The following is a 25,711-nucleotide window of genomic DNA, read 5'->3' on the forward strand; positions in this document are numbered from 1 at the left end:
AAACTTATTTATTTACATATTACACGTTTTGCACCTTGCAGGTTTGCTATTTTGGTTCTAATACTTACGGGTATATTTGGACTTCTTTCCATGGTTTCCCATACCTTAAATAAAAGTGGATCTTTATTAAACTCTGATAATATTTCTACTTTATTATCAAACTCTCTTACAAATTGCTGTAATTTTGTATATGGTAATCCTTCTAAAGTATTAAGAAGCTCTTTGGGGATGTTTTCTACCCATGCATGTACCTCTTTAGGTAAATCTCTTTTTAAAATATTTCTAGATATATATGTATGGTCTTTATATAAGATTTCAAATATTTCAGTAGAAATAAAATATTTATTTATAGTATTCTTATCATACCTTGCTCCGTTTTGTATATCGATAATTTCCCATTCCCTATTTGCCATTCTCCTTGCATTAAAAGCATGGTGTGAAGCAAATTCTTCTATCTCAGACTTTCTTATAGATCCTATAAGGATAACACTTTCTTGATGAATACCATTTAATTTCGTTATCAAATCATCAAAATTAAATGCTGTGCTAGTTTTTACATTATCAAACCCAAATACATCATAAATTAATTTATTAATCTCTTCAGGAGCAACACCTGCATGGTACTTTTTGGTTATTTCTTCAATAACTTCATTCGTACCTTTTGTAAATTCATTTTGATATTTAATAGCACAGGTAAAACAATTGTGATTAAGTTTATTAGGATTATGAATATCTCTCAACGCCAGTAACTCATCTACCTGTAGTTTTATAATGTCTTCTCTAAGTCCTCCAACTAAACTAAGGTATATTTCACCATCATCAAGGTTTTTAACAACACTTATGTTCTTAATTCCTTTAGAACCCGCAGCAGTTTCTACTAACACGTTTTTAATGGTAGCTAGCTCTTCTGTATTTTTAATAGTACTTGGTAACCATTTAGAGGATTCTACAAGAACAATTTCTTTGTTTTCATTTAATAAAACCTTACCTAATCCGGTTAACTTATTATTATAATCAATTGCCAATGTAGGATTATAAGGTGTGCTTGTAGGCTTTACTTTAATTGCAAAAGAATTGGGTGTTTTAAATATAGTATTAAGCTCCAGTTTAAGCTCTACTAATTTTCTATAAATAATACGTTTACTTAAAGTAAGTACTTCAGACTCTTTTTTTATAGCTAACGCTAAATCATCCAATTTAAAAATTACATCTAATTTTTGCTCTGCACTTAATTTCTTAAATTCTTGTATAAAATTTGATTTATTTTTAAAATCAAAAACCAGTTTACGTAAAAACTTAGCATCACCAACCTCAGTGGTAGTGTATTTAAACAATGCTTTACCTCCTTTTCCTATCGAAGTTGCTAAAGCTGGTAGGTGTCGTAAATTATAAATACCATAAATACCTGTCCAAACATTAAAAAACTTTTCATTTCCTAATAAACTTTCATTATCTACATTATTTGCAATAGTAAAAACAATATCTGCTGTAGCTAAAGTAGCATCTATTGTTAGAAGTATTGATGATGCTCCTCCTGTTAATGGTATTGCAGCAACAGCCATTACTTCAGTAAATACTCGTAAAAAAGCTTCATTGTTTTTACCGTTAACGTTCGTAGCCAACCAATGAACAAAGATTCTAGGTACTAATATTTTTTGTTCCTTAAATACTTTACCTCCTATTTTAAAATCATGACGAATATCCATAACGACATAATCATATGGAGAGTATGTATTTTTAAACGCTATACCTGTTATGCTTCCTCCTGGTTTAGTTCCTGTACTAACTGTTATATTAACTAAACCTCCTTTTAAAGAAGTTTCCATTTTATATGGCAAACTATTAGGTTCTGCAAAACCAAACATATTGTTCATTGCTGTAGGAACTACATTGAGTTTGCTATAATTTTCATAATTGAAAGGAATTTCATTCCATGATTTAGCTTTATTAACCATTTCTTTATAAAGCTCTTTTGGACTTCTAGCAATAAGCCATTTAGAGATGTAACTAACAATGTCTTCAAATTGTGGATTATTATTATCCGCCCAATCATTAGTTATATTAACTATTTTAGTTAATAGCTTATAATTTTCAATTTTTAATATATCTAGAATTTTTTGTTCTCTTTCATCATTACCATCTGCTAATTTGAAAATTTTTAACAGTAGGTTTTCTGTTTCATTCCCCCAATCATCTCTTTCAGAAAGTGCTTTTAAAACTAATGTTAGATTATCGAAACCTAGCTTTTCAAAAAAGCAGTCCCAATTATCAGAAGAAACACTTTCATAATTAATATCCATTATTGATCTAAATGTTTCTATAATGTCATCATGATCAGCTTCTTTTAGCATTTCAAAATTACTTACTTGATCAGCTACAATTGGATAGTAATTTAAATTATATTTTTTCCAATGATTAATTAAACTTTTAGCATTATAAATGTTACTATTCTCTTCATGACTATCTTCAAACATATCAGAAGTATATGTAGAGGTAGCTCCTGATTTTGTAATTCTCATATGAGTTTTTACAATTAACTTTAATAATTGACCAGGAACTCCAGTTTTAAAACATCCTTTTAAAACATTATATTTCTCTAACTGAGTCGCATGGACAAAAACATAAGCATCATTATCATAAAACTCCTTCCCATCAAAACCAGCTTTGTATATATTATCAATTATGAACTGCTGAACTTCTTCACTTAAAGCAGGATCGAACTTTGGTGCAGAAATTTCATTAAACTTAACAACATCTTTCAATCTTTGAGATAGGAAATCATATTCTTGATAATCTCCTTCAGCTGTATAATTCTCTCCACCATTTTCAGGCGTTATAGAAAGTTGTCCTACTTTGAATATTATAGCTCCATTAGCTACAGCAGGAAAACCGACAATTGCTTTAGTTATAGATTTCTTCGTTAATACGTCTTTATAGGTATTGTCTAAGCTCGACATGTAACCCATAAACTTTTTCGATTTACACTTCCATGCAGCGGTGTAACGTTTGTCTTTGTAAACAAAACTAGTTAAAGTACCAAAAGGCTTTATTCTAAATGGATTTTCAGTATCTACTTCACATTTTTCAGAATCTCCTGTACTAAAAATAACTTCCGTAATATTTCCTGGTACAGTAATTGGTTTTCCTGACCTAGCAATAAACGTTAATGAACCATCTGGATTGGCAAACTCTTTTAATTCACTAATATCTGTAACTGTAACTTGTTGCCCCTCTTCATCCTTATCAAAAACTCCGACACGTAATTTAGGGTTGTGTATGGTTTGCCAGTGTACAAAAGGAAGTTTAGTACCATCTTTATAATCAAGTAACCAATTGGTAGCTTTTTGTGCATATTGGTAACTCTGTGAAGAGAACGGGTGCTTTAATTGGAAAGCTCCATGTCCTAACTCGTGAGCAGCAAGCCCCCCAACCCCCGAAGGGGGAGCATTAGCTGTGTATATGTATCCAAATTGTCTGCCGAGTGGCATTAATCCTTTCTCGTTAGCAGAAGAAGGTGTTTTGTCTGTTACAATCAAATAGTAAGCATCTTGCTGGTATTGTGGATGCTGCTTTAGCTTATTATTTATTTGACGTTGTTGTTCGGTATATTGTGCTGCAAAACCACTTTCTCCACTTTGTATGGTTCCATTTGGAGTTAAAGCTTCTAAATCGTTTTTAAAATCGTTAATTTCAGTAATGGTAAGGTTTACCATTGCTTGTTTATATATGTTTTGTAACGATTCTTTTATTGTACCTATGTTAGTATTAGAAGTATTAACCACTACTACTTTTATGTTTTTAGGTGCTGCTTGGTATTGTATAAATGCACCTGCAACCTCATATTTAGTTCCTTGTTTTACTAAAGCTTGGGTTTCTATTTCAGCATCGTCAAAAATTCCTTTTAATTGTAAGGTATAAGAAGTAGCTGTACTATCTATTTTTGTAATAGCTACTCCTTCTTTTGTTTTAAAAACAATGTCTTGAGGTTTAATTTTGCTATCTGTAATCGCTACATTCGCTACAATAGTTTCAGTATCGTTTTTTGCAACAGCTTTGTAGGGTACATAATAATTGTTCCCTAATTTTTTATATAAATCTTTCGTAGCACTATAGTTACTTTCGTAGCTATCAAACCCATATTTACTATTGGATGCCTTTTTAAAGGTTACTATTACTCCTTTGGCTGATATCGCAGTAGCTTGACCATTGTTATTAACACCATTCGTATTTTTTGGAGTACTCGCTCCTCCTTCTGCTTGTGTTCCTTGTGGAGTTACATTACCTTCTTCATCAACCGCCCAAACTTGTCCGTTACTATCCGTTATTACAATATCTTCACCCCCCGGTAATTCTACTACTTCTCCGTTTTCTCCTATAACTAATATGTCTCCATTCGGATCTATCTGTACATCTGAAACTGGAAAATCTACCTCGGTTGATTCAGAGTTTCCAGTTCCCCCTTGAGTCCAATCGTTGGTGTCTCCCATGTCCCCCCAAGTTGGGTCGTAGGTCGTTTTTACCACACCTTCTATCAATTGATAATCGGTATTGATACTTATAGCATCAAAGGTTACCGCTATTTTAGTGTCCCCTAAATAAGGAACTACAATGTACCCTACTCCTGTAAAGGTTCCGTTTCCTCCTTGTATCTGTTTCACAGTTACAGGGAAATCACCTGCGGTAAAGGTTTCATTGATTCCTATATTTTTTAGTGGATCGTTATTATCAATTTGTATTTCAGGAATAATTCCGCAGTTATAACTACTCCCCATTTCGTCTTTTGCAGGCATGGTAAACTGACTCATATGACTGTACGAATAGTTTTGGTCAAAATCTGTCAGTTCATTACAAGTACCTCCTACTCGAAACATATACGTTTTTCCTGCTCGTAAATTACTTATTTGTGCTTGTGTGTTATAGGTATATACTTCAAACCATTCAGCATCGGGTATATCTGCTCTTTTATATTGTACATGGTATTTTTTATGGTCTGGGTGTCCTTGCCAAGTAAGTTTAACTCTATCTTTGGCTACTACTTCTGACAATACAAAAGTTGGTGGATAACAGGCATTGGTATAGGTAAAGTAATAAATTTCGCTATAACCATCATTTTTAAAAATCGAGTTTTCACTAACTCCTGTAGTAGATTTGGCTTTTACTCGCCAACCATATCTTCTATTAGGTAATAAGGTAGGTTTCCCTATATTATATAATAATGTTGTTGTATAGGTAGTTTCTGAATAATAATTAGGTGATGCTAAAAAAGCTGCTTGCGGATTTACTTGCGTATCCCATAATTCTCGTAATTCAAACTCGTAGGATACATTGGTAGCGTTCGTATGTCTTGGCGTCCACTGAAAAATAATATTCATAGGATCTTGCGCCACAATTTGATCTCCTTTATAAGGTAAATTTAAAAACGGTGGATCGTTTAGTACTAAATACACATTAGAACAACCCGCTGTAGGATGATTTAATTGTTGATTTGTATACGCTTCATACACTTCCCAACAAAAAGAATACATTCCTTCTGGTAAAGGTTTGTTATACTGTTGAGGCGAAATGCCTATTAAATTATTAGGTTGAAAATAAGCCGCTAAATCGATATTTGTAAACTGCTGTAGTACTCCCCCATTCAAAATCACTTGTGAAGCTCCCGCTACAAAATCTGTTGACTGGATATCAAAACCATTCCCTTTGATATGTAGTTTTAATCGTACTTGTTTATTACTGGCTACAACATCAGTTAATAGTAAGTTTAAACGAAACTTAACATCGCTTGCCGTTGCATAATCACTTAATTTTGTTGAATAGGGTGGAATAATGGTTTGCGTTACTTGTACTGGATAACGTTGCGCATATGCTCCTACAACTATAAGTAAGCAATAAAAAAACAATGATTGTTTTAATCTATATTTTAATTTCGATACATTCATTCTAAGACAATTTTTGAACTTTAATATCACAAAGGATGTACGAATTACTTCCGTTATCTACAAACTCCTTTATTTTTATAGCTCCTTTTCTTCCATCAACAGTTTGAAACAGTACAATTCTTGGTTTCATAGTACTATCAAAATGTAATAATCCGTTTGGAGTTTCCGTAATTGTTATGGTTTGTAAAGGAGTGTCATTATTCATTGCATCAAATTGAGCAACACTAAAACTTACCCCACAGCTACAACCTTCTTGAGAGTTAATTAATTTAGTTTGTTGTGCATTAGGTATTGATACAAAACCATTGGAACCTGCTTCGGTTGGTGACAGAAATTTATTATAGGTAAAACCATTACTAAGTCCCAGAAAAACGAGATCTATTTTGGACCCGTTTTCTGCAGTTACTTCATTTGCAGTAACTGTTTTTCTTAATTCTGTTGAAAAAAAGGCTCCCACATTATTGTTACCATGGGCAGAGTTGATTCCTAACTTAACATCTGTAAATGTTCTTAAATTAGTATTTGGTTTAATCTGAATAGTTTTTATTGTTGTCTTTTCTGTCTTCCCATTAGAAGCAATCAACTTGATTGTATATGTCCCTATATTTTGAAAAGTAACCTCTGGATTCTCTTCTATACTTTTGCTAGGTGCTCCTCCTTCAAAAGTCCATTGATAACTTATGGCATCGGTTGTTTTATTCTGTAAGGTAATAGTTACTGGAGCTTGATAATCATCATCAAAAAAATCGACTTCCCAATCAAAATCTATATCTATACCTGGTAAAACTGTTATGGTTTCTTCTTTAGTTATTGTTTCAAAACCGTTTGACACCGAGACTTGTATACGGTGTTCTCCTGGTTCTTCAAAAACTATATTTGTAGGATTTTTATCTGTTGACTTTACTGGTTTTCCTCCTTCAAAAGTCCATTCATACGTTAAGCTTTCTCCAACTGTATTATTTGTTAATTTAACTTCTACCGGTGGGTAATTACTTTTAATTATTTCTGTTGAAAACTGTATGTCTATTCCTTCTACAACTGTAATCTCTTTTGTTAAGGTTTCTTCCAAACCATCAACATTAGAGGCTTTTAATTTTATTGTGTATGTTCCTGCTTTCGTATATTCAATACCTCCTGGGTTTTTATCTGAAGAAGAAATTATTGTTGCTCCTTCAAAAGTCCATTCGTAAGTATCTGCTCCTTCAGTTTTGTTTCGAATACTTATTTGTACAGGTACTGATTCATCTTCATTAACAAAAGAAGTTTCAAAGTCCGCTTTTATAAAAATTGGGGTCTCTTTATAACATGCAGTCATCACAAAAATTACTGTTAGTAAAATATATGTATAGTTATAAGTTTTCTTCATTCTTTTTAATCTACAATCATTCTTTTTACCTGTGTTTGCTTTGCTGTTTCTAGCACTACTACATACATTCCTGAAGCTAAATTCATTGTAAATGGAATACTATATTCTTCTAATGTCTCATTGGGTATATGTTTTGTTATAAATTGCCCTTGTGTGTTAAAAATACGGAGAGAAATAGGGGTTGCTTCTACTAAATCTATGCTAACCTCAAAATTTCCTTTATTTGGATTTGGAGAAATACTAAACACCTCAATAAATGGAGTTTCTGTATCTCCTGGGTCGACTAAACCACTTTCTTCTTCAACTACTACTTTTTTATATGTTTCTTGTACACAGTCGCCAACTTTTGTTAATAAACCTACTTCATAGGTTCCTGCTTTAGAAAAACTAAGCACTACTGCATTTTCCTTCTCTTCTACTACTTTTGCTTCGTTTGGCAACATCCAATCAAAAGATTCAGGTGTGGGGTTACTTGTATGAAAGACAACAACTTCTTCATCAATATAGGTTTGTGACGACATTAAAAACTCAGCATTTATTTCTTGGTTACTGTAATTAATTATTATGGTATCAGTAGCCACACAACCTAAGGAAGATGTTACTGTAACAGTATAAGTACCTCCTTTTGTTATAATTATTGATGCTTCATTTGAACTAAACCCATTATTTGATGCCCAACTATAGGTTGCATTTTCATCATCAATGCTGGCGTCTAAAAGATAGGTTTGATCTATACATAAGGTCTTGTCACTTCCTAAATCTATAGTTAATTTTTCAGGATTTTCTAACTTTATTTCTGAAAAAGCTTTACACCCATTAGCATCTATTAATGAAAACTTATAAGTTCCTTCTACCAAATTCAGTAAGCTTGTAGCTTTTTCTCCTGTTTCCCATTCGTAAGTATATGGTGCTTCTCCTCCTGAGATATCTAAAGAAATGGCTCCGTCATTTGCACCATAACAAGTAGGGTCTTTTTTATTTACTTCAATCTTTAACCCTCCTGGTTGTCCAATTGTAACATTTCCTGTTGCTTCGCACCCTCTAGCATCGGTAACAAACACCAAATGGTTTCCCGCTATTAAGTTTTCTGCCGTGGTAGTGGTTGCTCCATTAGACCACTGAATGTTGTATGGTGGGATTCCTCCTGAAATAGCTACAGTTGCAGTTCCATCATTTCCTGTATCACAAGAAATTTCAGTGGCAGATAACGATAGCGCTAGTAATTCTGGTTCTTCAAAGCTAAACAATACATCTGTTGGATTGATCAACTGTAAACTTTCATAAACACCTATTACAACACCCCTACTATCTTCTACATTTAAAGCATATTCTCCTGTTGATAAATCAGTGGCTATTGGATTGTTTTGATTCAAATCTTCATATATTCCACTACTATTTTTCTTTTTCCAATAATATATGTACGATTCCCCTGTACTAAACGGTAAACCTCCAGTTACACTCGCCTTCAAAGCTCCATCCGCATAAGGATTGTTAAAACTATTATTCTGATTACATGAAATTGGTTTTTCAATGCTAATAGTGGCTTCTATTGGATCATATAAGATGAATTCTTTCTCTACATAAATACACCCTTCTTTTGTCGTTGCTGCCATATAATTTGCATCTTCAATAGTCAAGTGATATAACCCTTTGGGGATATTGTTAATTTTTATTTGAAATTTACCATTCACGATACTTGTTTCCGTTTGCCCATTCAATATTGCTCCTTTTTCATCTTGCCAATAATAAGTATAACTACCGTCAGCAAAAGAGGTTCCTCCTTCTATCTCGGCTTGTATCCAACCATCTGATGCTTGTCCTGTAGAAGGCGTAGCAAAAGCTGTAAAATCTATACTTATTGGATTCTCTGGTTGTTTTATTAAAACACTCCCCGTTACTTGACAACCTCTAGTATCTGTAACCCTTACACTATATTCTCCTTTTGTTAGGGAATTTATTTGTGCTACTTTGTTTCCTCTTTCCCACTCAATGTTATATGGAGGTATTCCTCCTTTAATAATTGCTTTTGCCCAACCATCACTACCTTCATAACAGTATACATCTTGTTTTTCAAAGGTTAATTCCAGTAATACCGGCTCTTCAAAATTATAAATTACATCTGTTGGTGTTACTAATAGGTTATTTTTATATACACCTAAAATAATACCATTTGCGTCTTTAATATTTACGGCATAATTTCCTGCGTCTAATCCGCTTGCTATATTTGAGGTTTGTGTAGTCAATATTGTCCAAACTCCTGGACTTGTTTCTTTTTTCCAAGTATAGTAATAGGATAAACCATTATTTTCATTGGGTTGTAGTTTTATCCCTCCTTCAGCTATTACTTCTAAAACGCCATCAGAAAAAGGATCTCCATAACTATTACTACTATTACATGAAATTGGTTTTCTTAATTCAATACCTGCTTTTAATGGTTCTGGATCATCAATATAATACTCACTTTCAATTACAGTACACCCTTTTTTATCAACTGCTAAAGGGTAGTTTTTATCTTGAATTGTTAACTTATACGTTCCTTCACCAATATTATTGAGTGTTAACTCATAACTCCCAGCATTAAATCTTGCATTTACCTGAGTATTTAAATTATTTCCATTAGCATCTTGCCATATATATGTATAAGAGCCATCGTTTAGAGGAGTACCGCCTGTTATTGTAGCTTTAATCCATCCGTTTGTAGCACCTGCAAAGGTGGGTTCAAAAAAGGTATAATTTATATTAATAGGATTCTGAGGTTCTTCAATTGTTATTGTTTCTTGAGCTTGGCACCCTTTTTCGTCGGTTACCTCAATAGTATAATTACCAGCTACTAAGTTTGATATATTTTCTGTAGTTTCTCCTGTATTCCAAGAGATAGTATAGTTCCCTGTTCCTCCTGTTATTGTGGCATTAATAGCTCCGTCTGTCCCTTGATGACAAAATACATCTTGTTTAGTGTATGTTATTTTTAATAACTCTGGCTGTTGTAGCTCGTACTCTTTATCTGTTGGAGTCACCAATGTATTATTGTTATAACTTCCTATAATTATTCCGTTAGCATCTTCAATATTAACTGTATATTCTCCTGCTCCTCTATTTTCAAGTACATTTCCTGTTTCTCCAGGTATGATTTGATAAACACCAGACGCATCTTTCTTTTTCCAAGTGTATTTATACTTGTATTTACCTCGTATAAGTGGACTAAAAGGGACTCCTCCTGAAGCTATAGCTGTAAGTTCTCCATCACTAGATGGATCTCCGTAAACATTATTATTATTACAAGAAATGGAATTCGTTTCTTCTATTTTTAAATTTAATTTCGGTGGTTGCTGTAAAGTATATTCAGCATTAACTATCGTACATCCTTCTTTATTTGTTGCATTATTGTAATTTGCATCTGTTATAGTTAAGCTATATTTTCCTGCAATTGCATTTTCCAACGTTAGGTACCAACCATCTGCATTTACTATATCGCTAAAAGTATTCCATGTGGTACCATTTTCATGTTTCCACGTGAAGTTGTACTTTCCGTTAGGTAATGGAGTCCCTCCTGTGATTTCGGCACGGATTCTTCCATCTGAAAACCCAAAGGCTGTTGGTTGTTCTTCATGTACAAAATTTATTTTTACAGGTGATTTAGGCTCATCAATTTTTATAGGTTCTTTTTTTTCTTCTCCTAAGTCTATAATATTTCCTGCTCCATCTCTTACAGGTATTTTAGCGATACAATTATTTGCATCTTTTATTTGAACAATATAATCTCCAGCTGATTTTCCTGTGATAACTTGGGTAGCTTCTCGTTTTACATTTGGAAAGGTTCCTGTATAAGTTGCTAGGTGTGTAAACACAATCCAATCACTATCTAACACAGGGCTTGTATCTCCTTTATCTCGCAATAAATATTTATACTTTTTTCTATCTTGTCCTCCACTGGCTTTTATGGTTATGGTACCGTCACTACCTCCATTACACCATACATTGGTTGAAGTAACAGAGAACTCTATGTGATTTGGACGGTTAACTATAAATGTTGTTTCATGTGTTGGAGACTCTGTATATAAATTATAACTCTCTCCTGTGTCATATGCAGGTGCATCCCCAAATAGTTTAAAAGTATATCTCCCTGGAGGTAGATCTCTTATAGTATATGAATTATCATTTTCTAGAGTTTTATTAACTCCATCAGCTTGAGAAACTATACTAACACCATAAGGAAGATTAAAAGTACCTCCTTTATCGTTAGTAAGTGTATAAGTTAAACTCTCCCCTTGTTTTAAAGCTCTATCAAAGTTTATTTTTACAGCTCCATCATTTGAATCATAACATTTTACACCTTCTGGAACTCTTGATGCAATATGTGGTGCAGAGCGACGAATTTTGTATTTAACTGGATAAGAGTTATACCCGCAGGCTGTTTGCTTAAAATAAATACTTCTCCCATGATTTAAATCTGCATCAAAAACATTATCGATTTCTTGTGCATTTAATGTTATAGCAGGCGAACCATTAAACGCTGTCATATTAACCCAAGAATTAAGGTTAAAAGAATATTGCCAGTTATATTCACTACTCCTAAATCCTGTATGAGAAGTTATGGTTATGTCATCTTCAACAGGAAAAGAATTAGCTGATCCTGGTGAATTAATGGTTAAAATAGGGTAAATCTTTACATTAAATTGAGAGTTCCATAAACCTGTACCATCACTTCTATCTCTAAATTGTCTGAACTCAAAATCAAAATCAAAACACTCAAAATAACTATTACTATAAATACGTCCTGTATTAAAAGGTCTGTAACCATTACAACTACTTTTTATCTGTCTCTTTGCCCAAAAATTTAGAGATTTTAATCTCTGGTTAGCAGGAAAACGAGATGTTGTTTCATTACTTCCTGCACTATAATAAACCCTAGCAGAACGTTCTCTATAATTAAATTCAAAAGCTTTATAGTTATTTGAAGAATTTTGGAATTCTAATTCTACATAAGCATAGCCACAATGATGATTATTAGCCCCTTCAGCCCAACCATCAAATGTAATTTCATATTCACCTAGTTGTCCGAAAACTATTTTGAAGCAAAAAAAGATAATAATAAAAATAATTTTCTTCATCTCTTAAAATTTTATTTCAATCGTTTTTACTTTAGCATAACCTCCTTTTTTGAGTGTAGCTCTTATATGATAGATATACGTTTCGTTGGGGCTTACTTCTTTATCAATTGCATTTTTAATCTCAGCAGGTAAAATACGCCATGTACTAGGTTGCTTTTCTTTTAACTGTTTATAAATAGTGTATTCAGCTATTTCATCTTTATTTGCTCTCCAAAAAAGCTCTATGTGATTGGTTTCTCTATTTACTACAAAGTCTAATCCCTTTATATACTCCTTTGGTGTTAAATCTATCATTTCAATAGTTAAAGGAGTGGAAGGGGGCGAAGTCAACCCGCTTTTATCAATGGCTTTGATATGATATCGATACCTATTGTTCGATTTCAATTTGGTATCTATATATTGATGTATTGTATCATTAGTACTAAATACAGTTTCTAACTCCTTCTTTTCGGTAAGATTCTCTCTTAACAAAACATGTGTTGCTTTTTCTTCTGAAGAAGGTATCCATTCTATGATAATTTTTCCTTCTTTTATTTTATATCCTGAAAAAACAGGAGCTGTTGGTGGTATTACATCAGGCTTTTCTAGTATTAGCACTTCTGATTTTTCGGAGTGATTGTGACGCTTATCAACAGCTACTATACTATAAAAAACCTCTGCATTTAAGTTTTTTACTGTTACTGTATCAATAAAACTATTTTGGCTTATAGGAGATACTGTTATTTGTGAAGGTTCTTCATCTTTTAAAAAACTTCTAAAAACTCGATACCCTAAGAAATCAGGTTCTATATTTTGTTTCCAAGTTATGTGAACCACACCTAAACTATCTATCTTTCCGCTTAATTCTGTAGGTATAGCCGGAGGAATCCTATCTAAAGGTTGTATCAGTGTTGAAAACGATGTTTTTTCTTGTTTTGGATCTTTTCCTATTGCTTTTATTTTGACATAATTTGATGCTTGTAATTTGGAATAGGTAAGTTTACGTTGTTGCGGAGAAATATTATCTACGGCTACTACGTATGGACCTTTATCTACTGGAGCAATCAATAGTTGGAATTTTTCTAGCAATGTTTCTCCCTTTTCGGGAAACTCCCATGTAATTATGGCTTCATTGGTGTTTTTGGTAAGTTGTACATCAAAAACTCTAGGCGTGTAAGGCAAAATAGGCTTTCCTTCTCCTGAAATTATTGTAGAATACAATCCTTTTTCTCCGAACGGGGAAATTCCGTTAACTCTATAATAATACGTCTTTGTATTATTTGCCAAGGAATCAATATAAAACATACGTTTGGCTGGGGCTTCTGGTTTATCATTTAAGTTCACCAAAGGTTCTTTGCTTAACGATGTAAAGTTTACACCATCTTCTGAACGTTCTAAATTATAAGAGGTATATATTGTTTTAAACAGTTGATACTCCCATGTTAGAATTACATTTTTATCTCCAAAAATCCCTTGAAAATCTATCGGAGCAGGTAATGGCTCATATTCTTTAATACTAGCTATGGTAGCTGTTCCTTTTATTTTAACAATTTCTGAAGTATTCTCTATAGTTGCAGGTTTAATTTTGTACACATATTTTTCATGAAGTTTTACATCTGTATCTTCAAACCCCCACCCTGCTTTTTTTGCAGCTTCAAAACTCATATCAGCCGCTAATAAAGAGAATGAAAAACGCTGTTCATTTTCATTCACTAAATTGTAAATATCTGCCAATTGTCCTTCACTTCCTCCTTCTATAAAAAAACTTTCGCCAAATAGCGCTTGTGCAATAATGGCTGCGTTGTTATCTTCTTCTACAATTTCTTGCCAAGTTTCAATCGGAGCTGCTTGTATCTTTTTTGCCCATACTTTTTCTAAACTTGGTAATCGTTTACCATCACGAGAAAGCACGTATTTTTCTAATGTAAAACCACTTTTGTTTGTCTTTTTCCAAGCATTTGCTGTAGTTACCGCCCAACGTAATAAAATTTTATCTTTTTGTACTCTTGCAAGTATTTGTACACTAGACTGATGGAGTTCTTTTACTTGCGAAAAAACTCCTTGAGTAACTAAAAAATTTACAATTAGCAAATACGATACAGCAAATAACTTCTTCATGCCTTTTTAAGCTTTTTTTATTAATTAAAAGGGTAGGTGTTAGTTAGCATAACCTACCCTTTATTTTAATTATATTTTTTGGTAGAGGGTATAACTTCCATTTTCTTTTCCTTCTTCATCTTCTCCCAAGAATTTCAAGTTTCCATCTACAAAATAATATTTTACCTCTTCTATCTCCCCTTCTCTAGTTACTTCCAATATATTATCTCCTTTTTCCTTCCATTTTCCTTCTTCCGTATACGAAACACACTCATTATTCATATTTTCCTCATAAGAAACATCTTTAAAAGTGTTGTCCGATTTAAATTCTAATACTGCTTTTTTTTCACACTCGGTAAGTTCATCTACCTCTCCATTAGACGCTACATCTTTAAGTATCTGCCACTTTCCTATTAATGTATCTTGTGGTGTATCATCGTCACTACATGATGTAAAAAATACATTTACACATACTACTAAGGTTAAAATCATTGCATTTTTAATTGTTCTCATTTTTAAAATTTATTTGGGTTTATAATTAAGTTACTTGTTTACCTAAACTTATTAGGGTTTTTAAATTTATATACGGCACTAGTTCCTTTTATTCCACTTGGTAATGTATAGAACAGTTTTATTTTATAATCTCCATACCTCATAAATAAATAATTCTTATCTAAGAATTTCAATACTGAATTTCCATCGTTTATAATTCCGTCACTATAGTCATTTACTATTTGTGATTGTATATCTATCCAATCTTGTTTGTATACGTACCCTAAATTATATCTGAAAGGAAACGTCGTTTCTAACATCTTTTTATTTACCTCATACTCTGCGTTACTTACATAGGTATTTAATAATGGAAGTGCATATTTTGGAGGTGCTCCTAATTCGTTTTCATCACGTCTTTTTACTCGGTAACCTCCTAACGGATATCGTGCGTACAATGGTGGATTTATATCTTTTTCAAAATAATCGTCTTCTAAAGTTGCCTCAATAGTCACTAAAGGAACATTATCGGTGTAACTTGTTCCTAATAGTTCTACTATATCAAATGGTTCATGGCTCTCTATTCTATTGCTTAAATAAATAACATCTGAATAAATTTTACCCCAGTTATATTCCTTTGTATTTATTGAATTTATTTTATCCTTGAACGTTTTATATTTCGAAGTACTAAAATCATAGGCTAATCTTTCTATCTCTCCATCCTTTGAAATATTTTCAGCTTTACTTTGTTTAACTTCTACTTCAGTACTTTCTACATTATTATTATAAGAGCTTTCATTTTCAGAAGTATTATTTTCTTTTGACGAAATGTTGGTGCTAGATATAGTACCTTTTAGCTTACTTACAATACTTAAATGATATTTGGATGATTGTGCTACATTAGGTAAATTGTATGTAAGTATATTGTCTGATGTATTGTAATTAAAATTATATTCTGCAGGTAACTCTCCTTCTTTTTTATATGCTATATGACTCTTCCATTGTGTATCATCAAATAAGTAATCTTGCCCTCTTTTTAACTGGATATATCCTTTATCATATTCTTTTTCTAAAAAATACTTTTGATCCAAAACAGGGTATGCATAGGTAATATTATGTAACGGAATTACTGTTGGTGCTCCTCCTGTAATAAAGGTTCTTTCTTCTATTTCAATAGCTTTTTTACCATCTATCATTATTGTTTTAAAGACTCCTTTTACTTTTTCTTTAAAACTTACTTCAACTTCAACTGTTAATTCTTCATTTGGTGGTAAAATATCAGTAGAAATAAAGTTGGCTCTATCTTTATAATTAGACCATTCTATTACTCCTGGTATTTCTTTACCTTTATTTAATATTCTGTATTTTTCAAGAATAATCTTATATGTTTTATCTCCTTCATCTTCTGGTATTATAATAGGTTCACCTACTTTCATACTAAAAGTAGCTTGAGGTATAGCAAATACATCTACATCTTTACCTCCATCATCAGGTGTAACATCTGTAATTATTTTTAGTCCACCTAACGGAGAAGCATCTTCAAACACACACTCTTCTCCTAATGTTAATTTAAACCTAAATCTCCCTTTAATCAATCCTCCTAAAACATTAAAATGTCCTCCAACATAACCTCTCATCCATACAGGGTTTGGAGCTTTAGCTTGTAACAATACAGCTGCGCCAGCTTTTATAATAGGTATTTTTTTACTTATAAAGAATAACTTAACATGAATCCCTAACTCCCCTTGTAAGTACACGTACGCCTGTCCATTAGCATACCATCCGTTAATTCCTACTTGATCTCCTGTATTTGAACATTTTGCCTCCCCATAATCTTTCAACATAATATCAAAACCAGCCCCTGCCTGAAAACGAGCATAAAAGATTAAAAAACGTAAGTCTCCTGTATCAATAGAGATATCAGCTCCAAAAGCAAATCCTCCACCATTACTTAAGCTATTTTCATCTCGCATATAGTCAAGTTCATTAGCGTCAACTCCTAAAATTTCAGCAACTATAGGCGGAGGTGGTGGAGAACCTGGTAGTTTAGACCCTACCATAAAATACCCTCCTGCCTTTACACTTACAGGACCAACACCTATGCGCAATCCTAAACGATCTTCTGGTGTACCTGCATAAATGTACCATAAATCAGGAGCAAAGTGAAAAGATAGCCACCCTGCCCTACTTCTAGAACCTCTTCCTTCTATTATTCCTCCTGCTACATTAATATAAATACTTGCATCACCATGCAACGTGTTATTTTTAAAATCATATGATATATATAATTCCCCTTTTACTCCTCCTAAATCTACTGAGAACTCTTTTTCAAAAATTTTAACTCCAATGTCTTTATTTCTCATTTTAATTTCAGTCCCAAAAGCCTCCTTCATTAAAGATGTAAGGTTTAATTCTAAAGATATTTCCCCCTCTATCTTGGCCATTAACTCTGCATAACCATACAACTCAATATTATTTAATCCACCATTAGAGTTAAACTCCATACCAAAAGAAGCTTTCCCTTTGAATGCACTACTCCCTAGTACTGTTAGAAGAGTAACAGCTTTAAAACTTAACCCAATACTTTCATCAAACTCATAACCTATTCCTGTAAAAGAATTACTTGTACCATCAGAGCCTATATCCTCAAAACTAGAAGCTTCTGGGTTATAAAAAGAAGACATCTTCATTCTATATGATATACCTCCTCCTATTGCAGATATCGACAATGGAGGGACTAACGGTATAGGGCTTGGTGTAGCAACCATGAAGTCTACAAACCATAAGCGATGGTTGTTCTTTCTTGCAAATACTGCCTTTGCTTTTCCTAATTCAGCATCTTCTTCTAAGATGGAAACATTTACTACACCTTCAAAACCTTCACCATACGTAGGGTCGTTATCTAATATATTTATTTCTCCTTCAAATTTAACTGCTCCTAAATCAGCTTTTATTGATATTCCTTTTAATTCTACACCTTTAAACTTCCACTTTTGCCTATAGTTTTCTTCTTCAAAAGCACCTATAATACCTAAGCTGGTTTTTGCAGCAAAACCATTGTTTTCTCCCATTAGGTTTATTCCTAGGTCAAAATATAAATTTGCATTTGTTTTATTTGCTGTAATCCCTATATTCTCTATAGATACTGGGAACCCAGCTAGAGCTACCTTATCTCGATACCCCATATAATCAACCGAAAAAACTGGACTTTCAGTCTGTAAAACTAAGTTTTGAAAAACTATTCCTTTAAACTCAACTAACTTCCTTTTACTTGATTGTTTTTCAGTTGTTTTTTTGCTTTTTTCCTGGTTTGCACTAATTGCTAAACGACCATGAAGTATTGCTTTCGGCTTAAACTCTCCGTCATGTATTTTTAATTCTATAGCACTATTAGGTAATAGTTCCCCTTTAGCCTTCCATAAGTTAAAATCAATAATAGAATCATTACGTACATTCAACAAATATTCTTCTTCTGAAATAATTCCTGTATATTTTAGCCCAAGTATTTTATTTTTCCCCTCTGGTTTTGAAACAGGTAATTGAATACGACCATCAAAAGATGCCCCTACTAATTTATTTGCTGCTAATGACACTTCTATTTTATCTAAAGAATATGCCCAAGCTTTATTTTTATTCGTTCTTCCTTTGTTTAACGGAAAAATATTTTCTGCATAGAAAGAACCTGAAACTCCATGACCATCAATTAATAGGTTATGAGCTCCGAAAGCTATTCTCTTATCTCCTTGTGATATGGTTTCTGAAGTTTTAAACTCCTTAGGTAGTTTAACATCTAATGTATTTACATATACTCCCCTCCAAATATTTTGATTTGGTAGTAATAATCCGTTTTTATGATAATGCTCAGGAAATTTAACACTAGGAGAGTTTCGTAAATCACTAAAATCTAAGACAGCTTCATTCAAATAAAATTGAAAATTTCCACCATAGTCTTTTTTATTTCTTTTTTTTGCCAACACAAACGGCTGTAAGCTTATTCCAACCAATAAATCATTCCAATCTGAAGCAATCGCTTTAAAAGCCCCTTTTACACGATAAGGTACCTGAAGAGTTTGCGTTCCATTTTCTGTTTTTACTTTATAAGGTACTTTTGTTTTTCCTTCATTTACCTCTCCATTTTCTTCTAAAGGTAATATCAATTCTCTCGAAAACTCAACCTCTCCTTCTATTCCTAACTCTTTAACACCATCACAATTAATGGTTACATACGTTTTGTTTTGAGTAATACCTGTTCTATAATCAAACCCTCCTTTTAAAGTTAGCATCCATTTACCTCCATTAAAAGGTATATGCATATCTCCCAATAGCACCAAGTTAGCATCTCCTATAATACCTCCATCATGCGATAACTTTACATTATTAGCTCCAAAAAATAGTTCTATCGGATAACCATTTTCATTAGTTTGAGGCAAACGCACCCTTGCAAAAACAGTTAATTCTGTATAGTCTTTATAAATATTGGCTTGTGTTATCCCTATGGCATATTGAATATTTTCTCTAGTATGCTTAACCCCAACCGGAAGTTCTTTTATATCTTCATTTGAAAAATTGTCTACCCAAGACTTATGTTTTTCAATTTGTTCAAATGAAGCTAACGCTTTTTCCTTATCATTAATTACAAGTGAAGGAGTTGGATACCACTTTTTAATATTAGTCCAAGAAAACTCTTTTGCCTTTGGTGAAGTTTCTATTTCATAAGTTTCTTTTAATAAAGAATTAGAAAAAAAGTTTATAGACTTAACCTTTGAGTTACCTTTTGGTATTTCTCTAATATCATTATAGTCTTCTGAAGCAATTGTTACCTGAACAGTAAACAACCACAAAAGAACGAAAACAGCAATTTCCCTTAACATAGTTTTTTATAGTAAACTTAATCTTTTATTTCCCCTTTAATAGCCTGCAAATTAAATGAAAATTATAATCACAACAAAAGTTTTATTCTTTTATAATATTTTTTCTTATAGCCTTCGCTTAATTCCACTTAAAATATTGTTAATTCCTTACAAGAAAGAAGTATATAATAATCCTTTATCTAAGTATTTACATCCCTCCCCTTAAATTTAGAAAAATAACGGTGTCAAATTGTTGTTCTAAAAAGTCAATTGCTCGTTGGCTTCGTATTCCTGATTTACAATAAACCACTACAGGTTTTTCTGTATTTACTTCATCATATCGATGGGCAAGTTCTCCTAACGGAATGTGTTGTCCACCTATATGTTGCTGCTGTCGTTCCCAATCTTCACGAACATCTAATAAATTATACGCTGACAGATTATCTTGTAACTCCTCTAAAGTTATTTCATGAGTAGCTGTTTTTATTCCACAGAAAAATTCATAATCGTTATCTAATTCAGCTACCTCAGCTTTGTCTGTCTTTTCAAACTTCAATATCATTTGACGCATACTTAAGGTATCATACATCAATAATTTATTGGCTAACACCTCTCCTATTACACAAATAATCTTAATAGCTTCATTTGCTTGTAAACTTCCTATAACTCCCGGTAATACACCTATTACACCAATTTCTGAGCAATTCGGAGATTCTTCTGGTTTGGGTGGTGTTGGATACAAACATCTATACGTAGCACTTCCTTCGTAGTTGAACACACTTACCTGCCCTTCAAACTTAAAAATAGCACCATATACCAAAGGTGTTTGAGTTAATACTGCTGCATCATTTGTTAGGTAGCGTGTGGCAAAATTATCGCTCCCATCAACAATTACATCGTACTGCTGAAATAAAGAAATTGCATTTTTATTGGTTAGCTTTTCTTTGTATACATTGAACTGAACAAACGGATTCAATTTTGATAAACGATTTGCTGCTGTTGCTGCTTTAGACTTTCCTATATCGTCTATTGTATATAATATTTGACGCTGTAAATTACTTTGGTCTACTACATCATCGTCTATAATTCCAATCGTACCTACACCTGCTGCTGTTAAATATTGTAGTACAGGACACCCCAATCCACCAGCCCCTATCACTAATATCTTGGCTTGTTTTAATTTTAATTGCCCTTCTTCTCCTATTTTATCGAGAATTAAATGACGGTTGTATTGTTTTTGTTCTTCTTGACTTAAGTTCATGTTTAATTGTAGAATAAATTCACCTCATTAACTCTTAAAATTTTCATTCTTAATTCTAATAGCCTAACAGGCTAACTTCTAAAATGCTCCCAATCCTTCCAAACCACTTCTAATCCCTGTCCTTTTAGCATCTGTACAATTTCTTCTGTACTTCGTTCGTCTGAAATTTCAAATTGCTCTAACGATTGTGGTTCAACACTATATCCTCCTGGATTTGTTTTAGACTCTGCACTTATTGAGGTAGCCCCTAAATTAACAATATTATTTCTAAAAACTTCACTTTCTCGAGTAGACATAGACAATTCTACATCTTCATCTAACATTCTAAACGCACAGATTAATTGTACCAAATCAGCATCAGTCATTTCAACCTTAGGTTCTAAACCTCCTGAATGTGGCCTAAGCCTTGGAAAAGAAATAGAATACTTCGTTTTCCAGTAGGTTTTCTGTAAATATTTTAAATGCAATGCGGTAAAAAAACTATCGGCACGCCAGTCTTCCAATCCAAATAGAGCTCCTAAACCAATTTTATGAATTCCTTCTTTTCCTAATCTGTCAGGAGTGTCTAAACGGTATTCAAAATTAGATTTTTTCCCTTTCGGGTGGTGTTTTTTATATTCTTCTTGATGATACGTTTCTTGATATACCAATACGGCATACAATCCGTTTTCAATTAATAATTTATATTCATCTTGATCTAAAGGCTGTACTTCAATAGTAATGTTTGAAAACTGAGAACGAATGAGCTGAATCGCATTTTTAATATAATCAACTCCCACAGTTCTATTAGCTTCTCCAGTTACTAACAAAATATGATCGTAGCCTTTTTTCTTTAAAAAAGCGACTTCTTTCAATATTTCATCATCGGTTAATGTTCTCCTCGGAATTTTGTTTGTAAAGCTAAATCCACAATACGTACATATATTCTGACATTCATTACTCAAATACATAGGAGCATACATCTGAATCGTGTTTCCAAATCGTTTTTTGGTAAGCATACGACTCTTTTGTGCCATTTGCTCTAAAAAAGGCTTAGCTGCTGGTGATATCAACGCTTTAAAAGCTTCTAAATCAATTTTATCTTTTGATAAAGCGGCTTCAACATCAACTGTTGTTTTATTGAAGATATTTTGTAAAGTTTCATCCCAATTATATTGGTTGAATATTGTTTTAAAGCTATTAGCCTTTAGCTCTTGGCTATTGGTTGTCAGCTTTTTAGTATTACTCCTTGTTTTATTTAGTAACATACTATCAATTTAAAAAAGCTAATGGCAAAAGTCAAAAGCTCTAACCTAAAAAACTCGTTAACGGACTACTTGCTTCTGCTTGTTTTCTTACCGGAGCTAACTTTGCTTCGTATGCCATTCTTCCTGCTTCAACTGCTATTTTAAAAGCTTGTGCCATCGCTACTGGATGTTGTGAAACTGCTATCGCAGTATTTACCAACACTGCATCGGCACCTAGTTCCATCGCATGTGCTGCGTGCGAAGGAGAACCTATTCCGGCATCTACTACTACTGGCACATTAGATTGCTCTATAATAATTTCTAAAAACTCCAACGTTTTTAGTCCTTTGTTACTTCCAATAGGAGCTCCTAACGGCATTACACATTGGGTTCCAACTTCTTCTAATCGTTTGCATAATACAGGATCAGCATGAATATAAGGCATCACTACAAACCCTTTTTTCACTAATTCTTCAGCCGCTTTTAACGTCTCTATAGGATCTGGTAATAAATATCTTGGATCTGGATGTATTTCTAATTTCACCCAATTTGTTTCTAACGCTTCTCTTGATAATTCAGCAGCAAAAATGGCTTCTTTTGCTGTTCTAACTCCTGATGTATTGGGTAATAAATTAATTCGAGAGTGATTTAAATGTGTTAAAATATCATCTTCTTCATTCTGCACATCTACTCTTTTTAATGCCACCGTTATTAATTCACTTTCACTTTCGAATAAAGCATCTCTCATTAATTCTGATGAACCAAACTTTCCTGTTCCTGTAAATAATCGAGAGGTAAACGTTTTATCGGCTATCGTTAATTTTGTGTTCATTTTTACTAGTTGTTATCACCTAATTTATACACTTGCTCGTTGGTACTCGGTGCGTTTAAAATTTTATGAAAAGTCGGTATCAAATTGAAATTTTGAGTAACGGCTTCTGAAACGGCAACACCATATATCCCAATGCTAATAATATAAGAAACATCTTCTAAAGTAATTCCACCAACAGCTATTATAGGAGTTTCGGTTTGCAATTTTTCAAGTAGTATTTTATAACCTTTAATTCCCAAAACAGGACTCAAATTCTTTTTTGTTTCTGTAAATCGAAAAGGTCCTAAACCGATATAATCTACTTTTTTTTCTAGTAGAATTTTACAATCTTCTAAAGTATTAGCTGTTCCTCCAATAGCATACCATTTACCTAAATACTCACGGGCTTTTAACGGACATATATCCTTTTTCCCTAAATGAACGCCATCTGCATTTACTTCTTTGGCTACTTTGTAATAGTCGTTTATAATTAATCGTGTTTGAAAATGACTTGTAATTTCTCTCGCTTTTTGTGCTGTTTCTAAAATTGTTTTCGGATCCAGATTCTTTAATCTAAGTTGCACCCATTCCGCTCCTGAAGCACAAGCTCTTTGAATATTTTCTAAATGTTCTTCGGAAGTTTTCCCTTGCGTTATATAATGTAATTTACTTATCATTTTGTTTTTAGTTGTTACTGTTTTTTTAGAAGTTTAGGAGTTAAGAAATTAAGGACATCAAATATTAAGATTTTTTTAGAATACTTCTACAATATGCATTCAGCATTTTACTTACTTCTTCTAGTAGTCCTTTTTCTTTGGATATACTTTTCACATATTCTAAATCTTTAGATAGAATTAAAAAGTAACGACATTCTTCTAATGATACTTGCGCTATATTATAAAACCGTAGTTTTTCTTTATCACTAATTCTTTTATAACCCTCTGCTATGTTTGCTGTTATTGATATGGCTGCTCTTCTAAATTGTGATGTTAAACCATATACTTCTTCCTTTGGAAATTGTTTTGACATTTTATACACTTCTAATACAAACTGATGTCCTTTTTGCCAAACCAATAAATCTTCAAATGATGTTGTTTTATTCATATGCTTATTTTTTCAGTACTATTTCTCCTATAATCCTTAACTCCTAAAACACTCAATTACTTATAAGAATGTTCTCCCAGAAGTGAGTCATTAGAATTCAAAAATTGTTCTGTATAATACTTGGCATTTTTACAAGCATCTTCTAAAGGAAGTTGATTTGCTATATTTGAAGCTAAAGCTGAAGACAACACACAACCACTTCCGTGTTTTTCAAAAACCGAACCTGTAATCGGTGGAATATTTAGTTGTACTATTTTACTATGGTATATTTCATCCCATCCTCTTTTTTCTTCTCTATGACCTCCTTTTAAATAGATATTGGTTCTTTCTGTGATAAACTCAACGGTTTCTTCGATTGTTTTTTTAGGAAATAAAGCTTTTATTTCATCATAATTTGGAGTTATAAAGTCACAATGCAGCAATACTTTTTCAAATACTTTTAAGTTTTCTTTGGAATGAAAATCAAATCCAGTACTCGATTTTAATATTGGATCTAGCACTATTTTTATTGTAGGGTTACAACTTTTTAACACTTGAACAACCTCTAATAATACTTCCCAAGATTGAATAATTCCTATTTTGACTACAGAAATATTAAAGCGTTCAAAAAGTATTGTTATTTGATTGATAATTGTTTCTCTATCAATCCAAGTACACTCCTTAAAATCAACATCATTTTGAACAGTAACCGCAGTACATACCGATAATCCGTACAAATCATGTGCCTCAAAAGTTTTGATGTCTGAGGTGATTCCTGCTCCGCTTGACGGATCAAGACCTGCAATAGTCAGTATGTAAGGGTTTTGTTTCATGTTTTTTAATATGCTTTTTTTTCTTTGATGAAAAGATTACTTCGTCGTACACTCCTCGTAATGACGCTTGATATTTTTAAAGCTTTCAACTGGATTTTCTGTATTCCAAACTCCTCCTAAAACACCAATTCCTTGAAAACCTAATGCTAAGGTTTCTTGAACGGTATCTGTATTGATTCCTCCTATGCCTATAATAGTCTTATCAATATGGTTTACATCAAAACCTCTTCCTTCATATCCTTTTTTAGATATAGAAGAAAAAACAGGACTCAATAAATGGTAATCAAATTCGATGTCACAATTCGCAAGTTCTTCAGGTTCATGAAAAGAGCTACTCATCATTTTTCCTATCATATCTAGCCCAATAAAATATTCGCTTCCATTCTCTAAAGCATCTCTTCTTTTTTGTTCTTGAAAGTGAATGCCTTTTAAATTGAATTCATTAATCAATTCATGAAAATAATGCGTGATTATTCTATCATGGTATTTTTCATCTACCTGATTCAAATAAGCCACATGCTCCTCGTAATTCTTCTCAGGTTTTCTGAAATGATAATATTCCAACCCTTCTTTAAATAATTGCTGGAGGATTTCAATCTCATTGGGAATATCTTTTTCTGGAGCTATTAAAACAATCATATAGTCAGTTTTAAATTATGAATTACGAAT

General features: G+C 32.7%; 13 protein-coding genes. All 13 read right to left on the reverse strand.

The features are described from left to right. Positions 1-8 precede the first annotated feature (8 nt). Entirely contained in the window at positions 9-5,936 is a 5,928-nt protein-coding gene (locus tag Q4517_RS04460) for a fibronectin type III domain-containing protein (RefSeq protein WP_303506678.1), read from the reverse strand. A 1-nt stretch (position 5,937) separates the two neighbouring features. Then, positions 5,938-7,302, reverse strand: coding sequence for a PKD domain-containing protein (locus Q4517_RS04465; RefSeq protein ID WP_303506680.1), 1,365 nt, complete (start codon positions 7,300-7,302; stop codon positions 5,938-5,940). Positions 7,303-7,307: 5 nt separating this feature from the next. Beyond that, a complete protein-coding gene (locus tag Q4517_RS04470) occupies positions 7,308-12,413 on the reverse strand; it encodes a T9SS type A sorting domain-containing protein (RefSeq protein ID WP_303506682.1) in 5,106 nt (1,701 codons plus the stop codon). 3 nt (positions 12,414-12,416) lie between these two features. Next, positions 12,417-14,510, reverse strand: coding sequence for a fibronectin type III domain-containing protein (locus Q4517_RS04475; protein ID WP_303506684.1), 2,094 nt, complete (start codon positions 14,508-14,510; stop codon positions 12,417-12,419). 69 nt (positions 14,511-14,579) lie between these two features. Beyond that, a complete protein-coding gene (locus Q4517_RS04480; protein WP_303506686.1) occupies positions 14,580-15,002 on the reverse strand; it encodes a lipocalin family protein in 423 nt (140 codons plus the stop codon). Positions 15,003-15,040: 38 nt separating this feature from the next. Next, complete coding sequence (locus Q4517_RS04485) at positions 15,041-19,849, reverse strand: hypothetical protein (RefSeq protein WP_303506688.1); 4,809 nt, start codon at positions 19,847-19,849, stop codon at positions 15,041-15,043. Between the two features lie 187 nt (positions 19,850-20,036). Next, positions 20,037-21,089 (reverse strand): HesA/MoeB/ThiF family protein, encoded by a 1,053-nt coding sequence (gene moeB / locus Q4517_RS04490; RefSeq protein ID WP_303506691.1) that lies wholly within the window; start codon positions 21,087-21,089, stop codon positions 20,037-20,039. 71 nt (positions 21,090-21,160) lie between these two features. Next, positions 21,161-22,336 (reverse strand): 2-iminoacetate synthase ThiH, encoded by a 1,176-nt coding sequence (thiH, locus tag Q4517_RS04495; protein WP_303506693.1) that lies wholly within the window; start codon positions 22,334-22,336, stop codon positions 21,161-21,163. Between the two features lie 40 nt (positions 22,337-22,376). Beyond that, on the reverse strand, positions 22,377-23,147 hold the full coding sequence (locus Q4517_RS04500; RefSeq protein ID WP_303506695.1) for a thiazole synthase: 771 nt from the start codon (positions 23,145-23,147) through the stop codon (positions 22,377-22,379). A 5-nt stretch (positions 23,148-23,152) separates the two neighbouring features. Beyond that, a complete protein-coding gene (gene thiE, locus Q4517_RS04505; RefSeq protein ID WP_303506697.1) occupies positions 23,153-23,803 on the reverse strand; it encodes a thiamine phosphate synthase in 651 nt (216 codons plus the stop codon). 64 nt (positions 23,804-23,867) lie between these two features. Next, positions 23,868-24,230 (reverse strand): four helix bundle protein, encoded by a 363-nt coding sequence (locus tag Q4517_RS04510; protein WP_303506699.1) that lies wholly within the window; start codon positions 24,228-24,230, stop codon positions 23,868-23,870. A gap of 56 nt (positions 24,231-24,286) precedes the next feature. Continuing rightward, the gene (locus Q4517_RS04515; RefSeq protein ID WP_303506703.1) at positions 24,287-25,042 is read right to left on the reverse strand and encodes a hydroxymethylpyrimidine/phosphomethylpyrimidine kinase; all 756 of its coding nucleotides are present in this window, start codon (positions 25,040-25,042) and stop codon (positions 24,287-24,289) included. Between the two features lie 36 nt (positions 25,043-25,078). Continuing rightward, on the reverse strand, positions 25,079-25,681 hold the full coding sequence (locus Q4517_RS04520; protein ID WP_303506705.1) for a thiamine phosphate synthase: 603 nt from the start codon (positions 25,679-25,681) through the stop codon (positions 25,079-25,081). Positions 25,682-25,711 lie beyond the last annotated feature (30 nt).

This window comes from Tenacibaculum sp. 1_MG-2023 (assembly GCF_030547425.1).
Classification (GTDB): Bacteria; Bacteroidota; Bacteroidia; order Flavobacteriales; family Flavobacteriaceae; genus Polaribacter.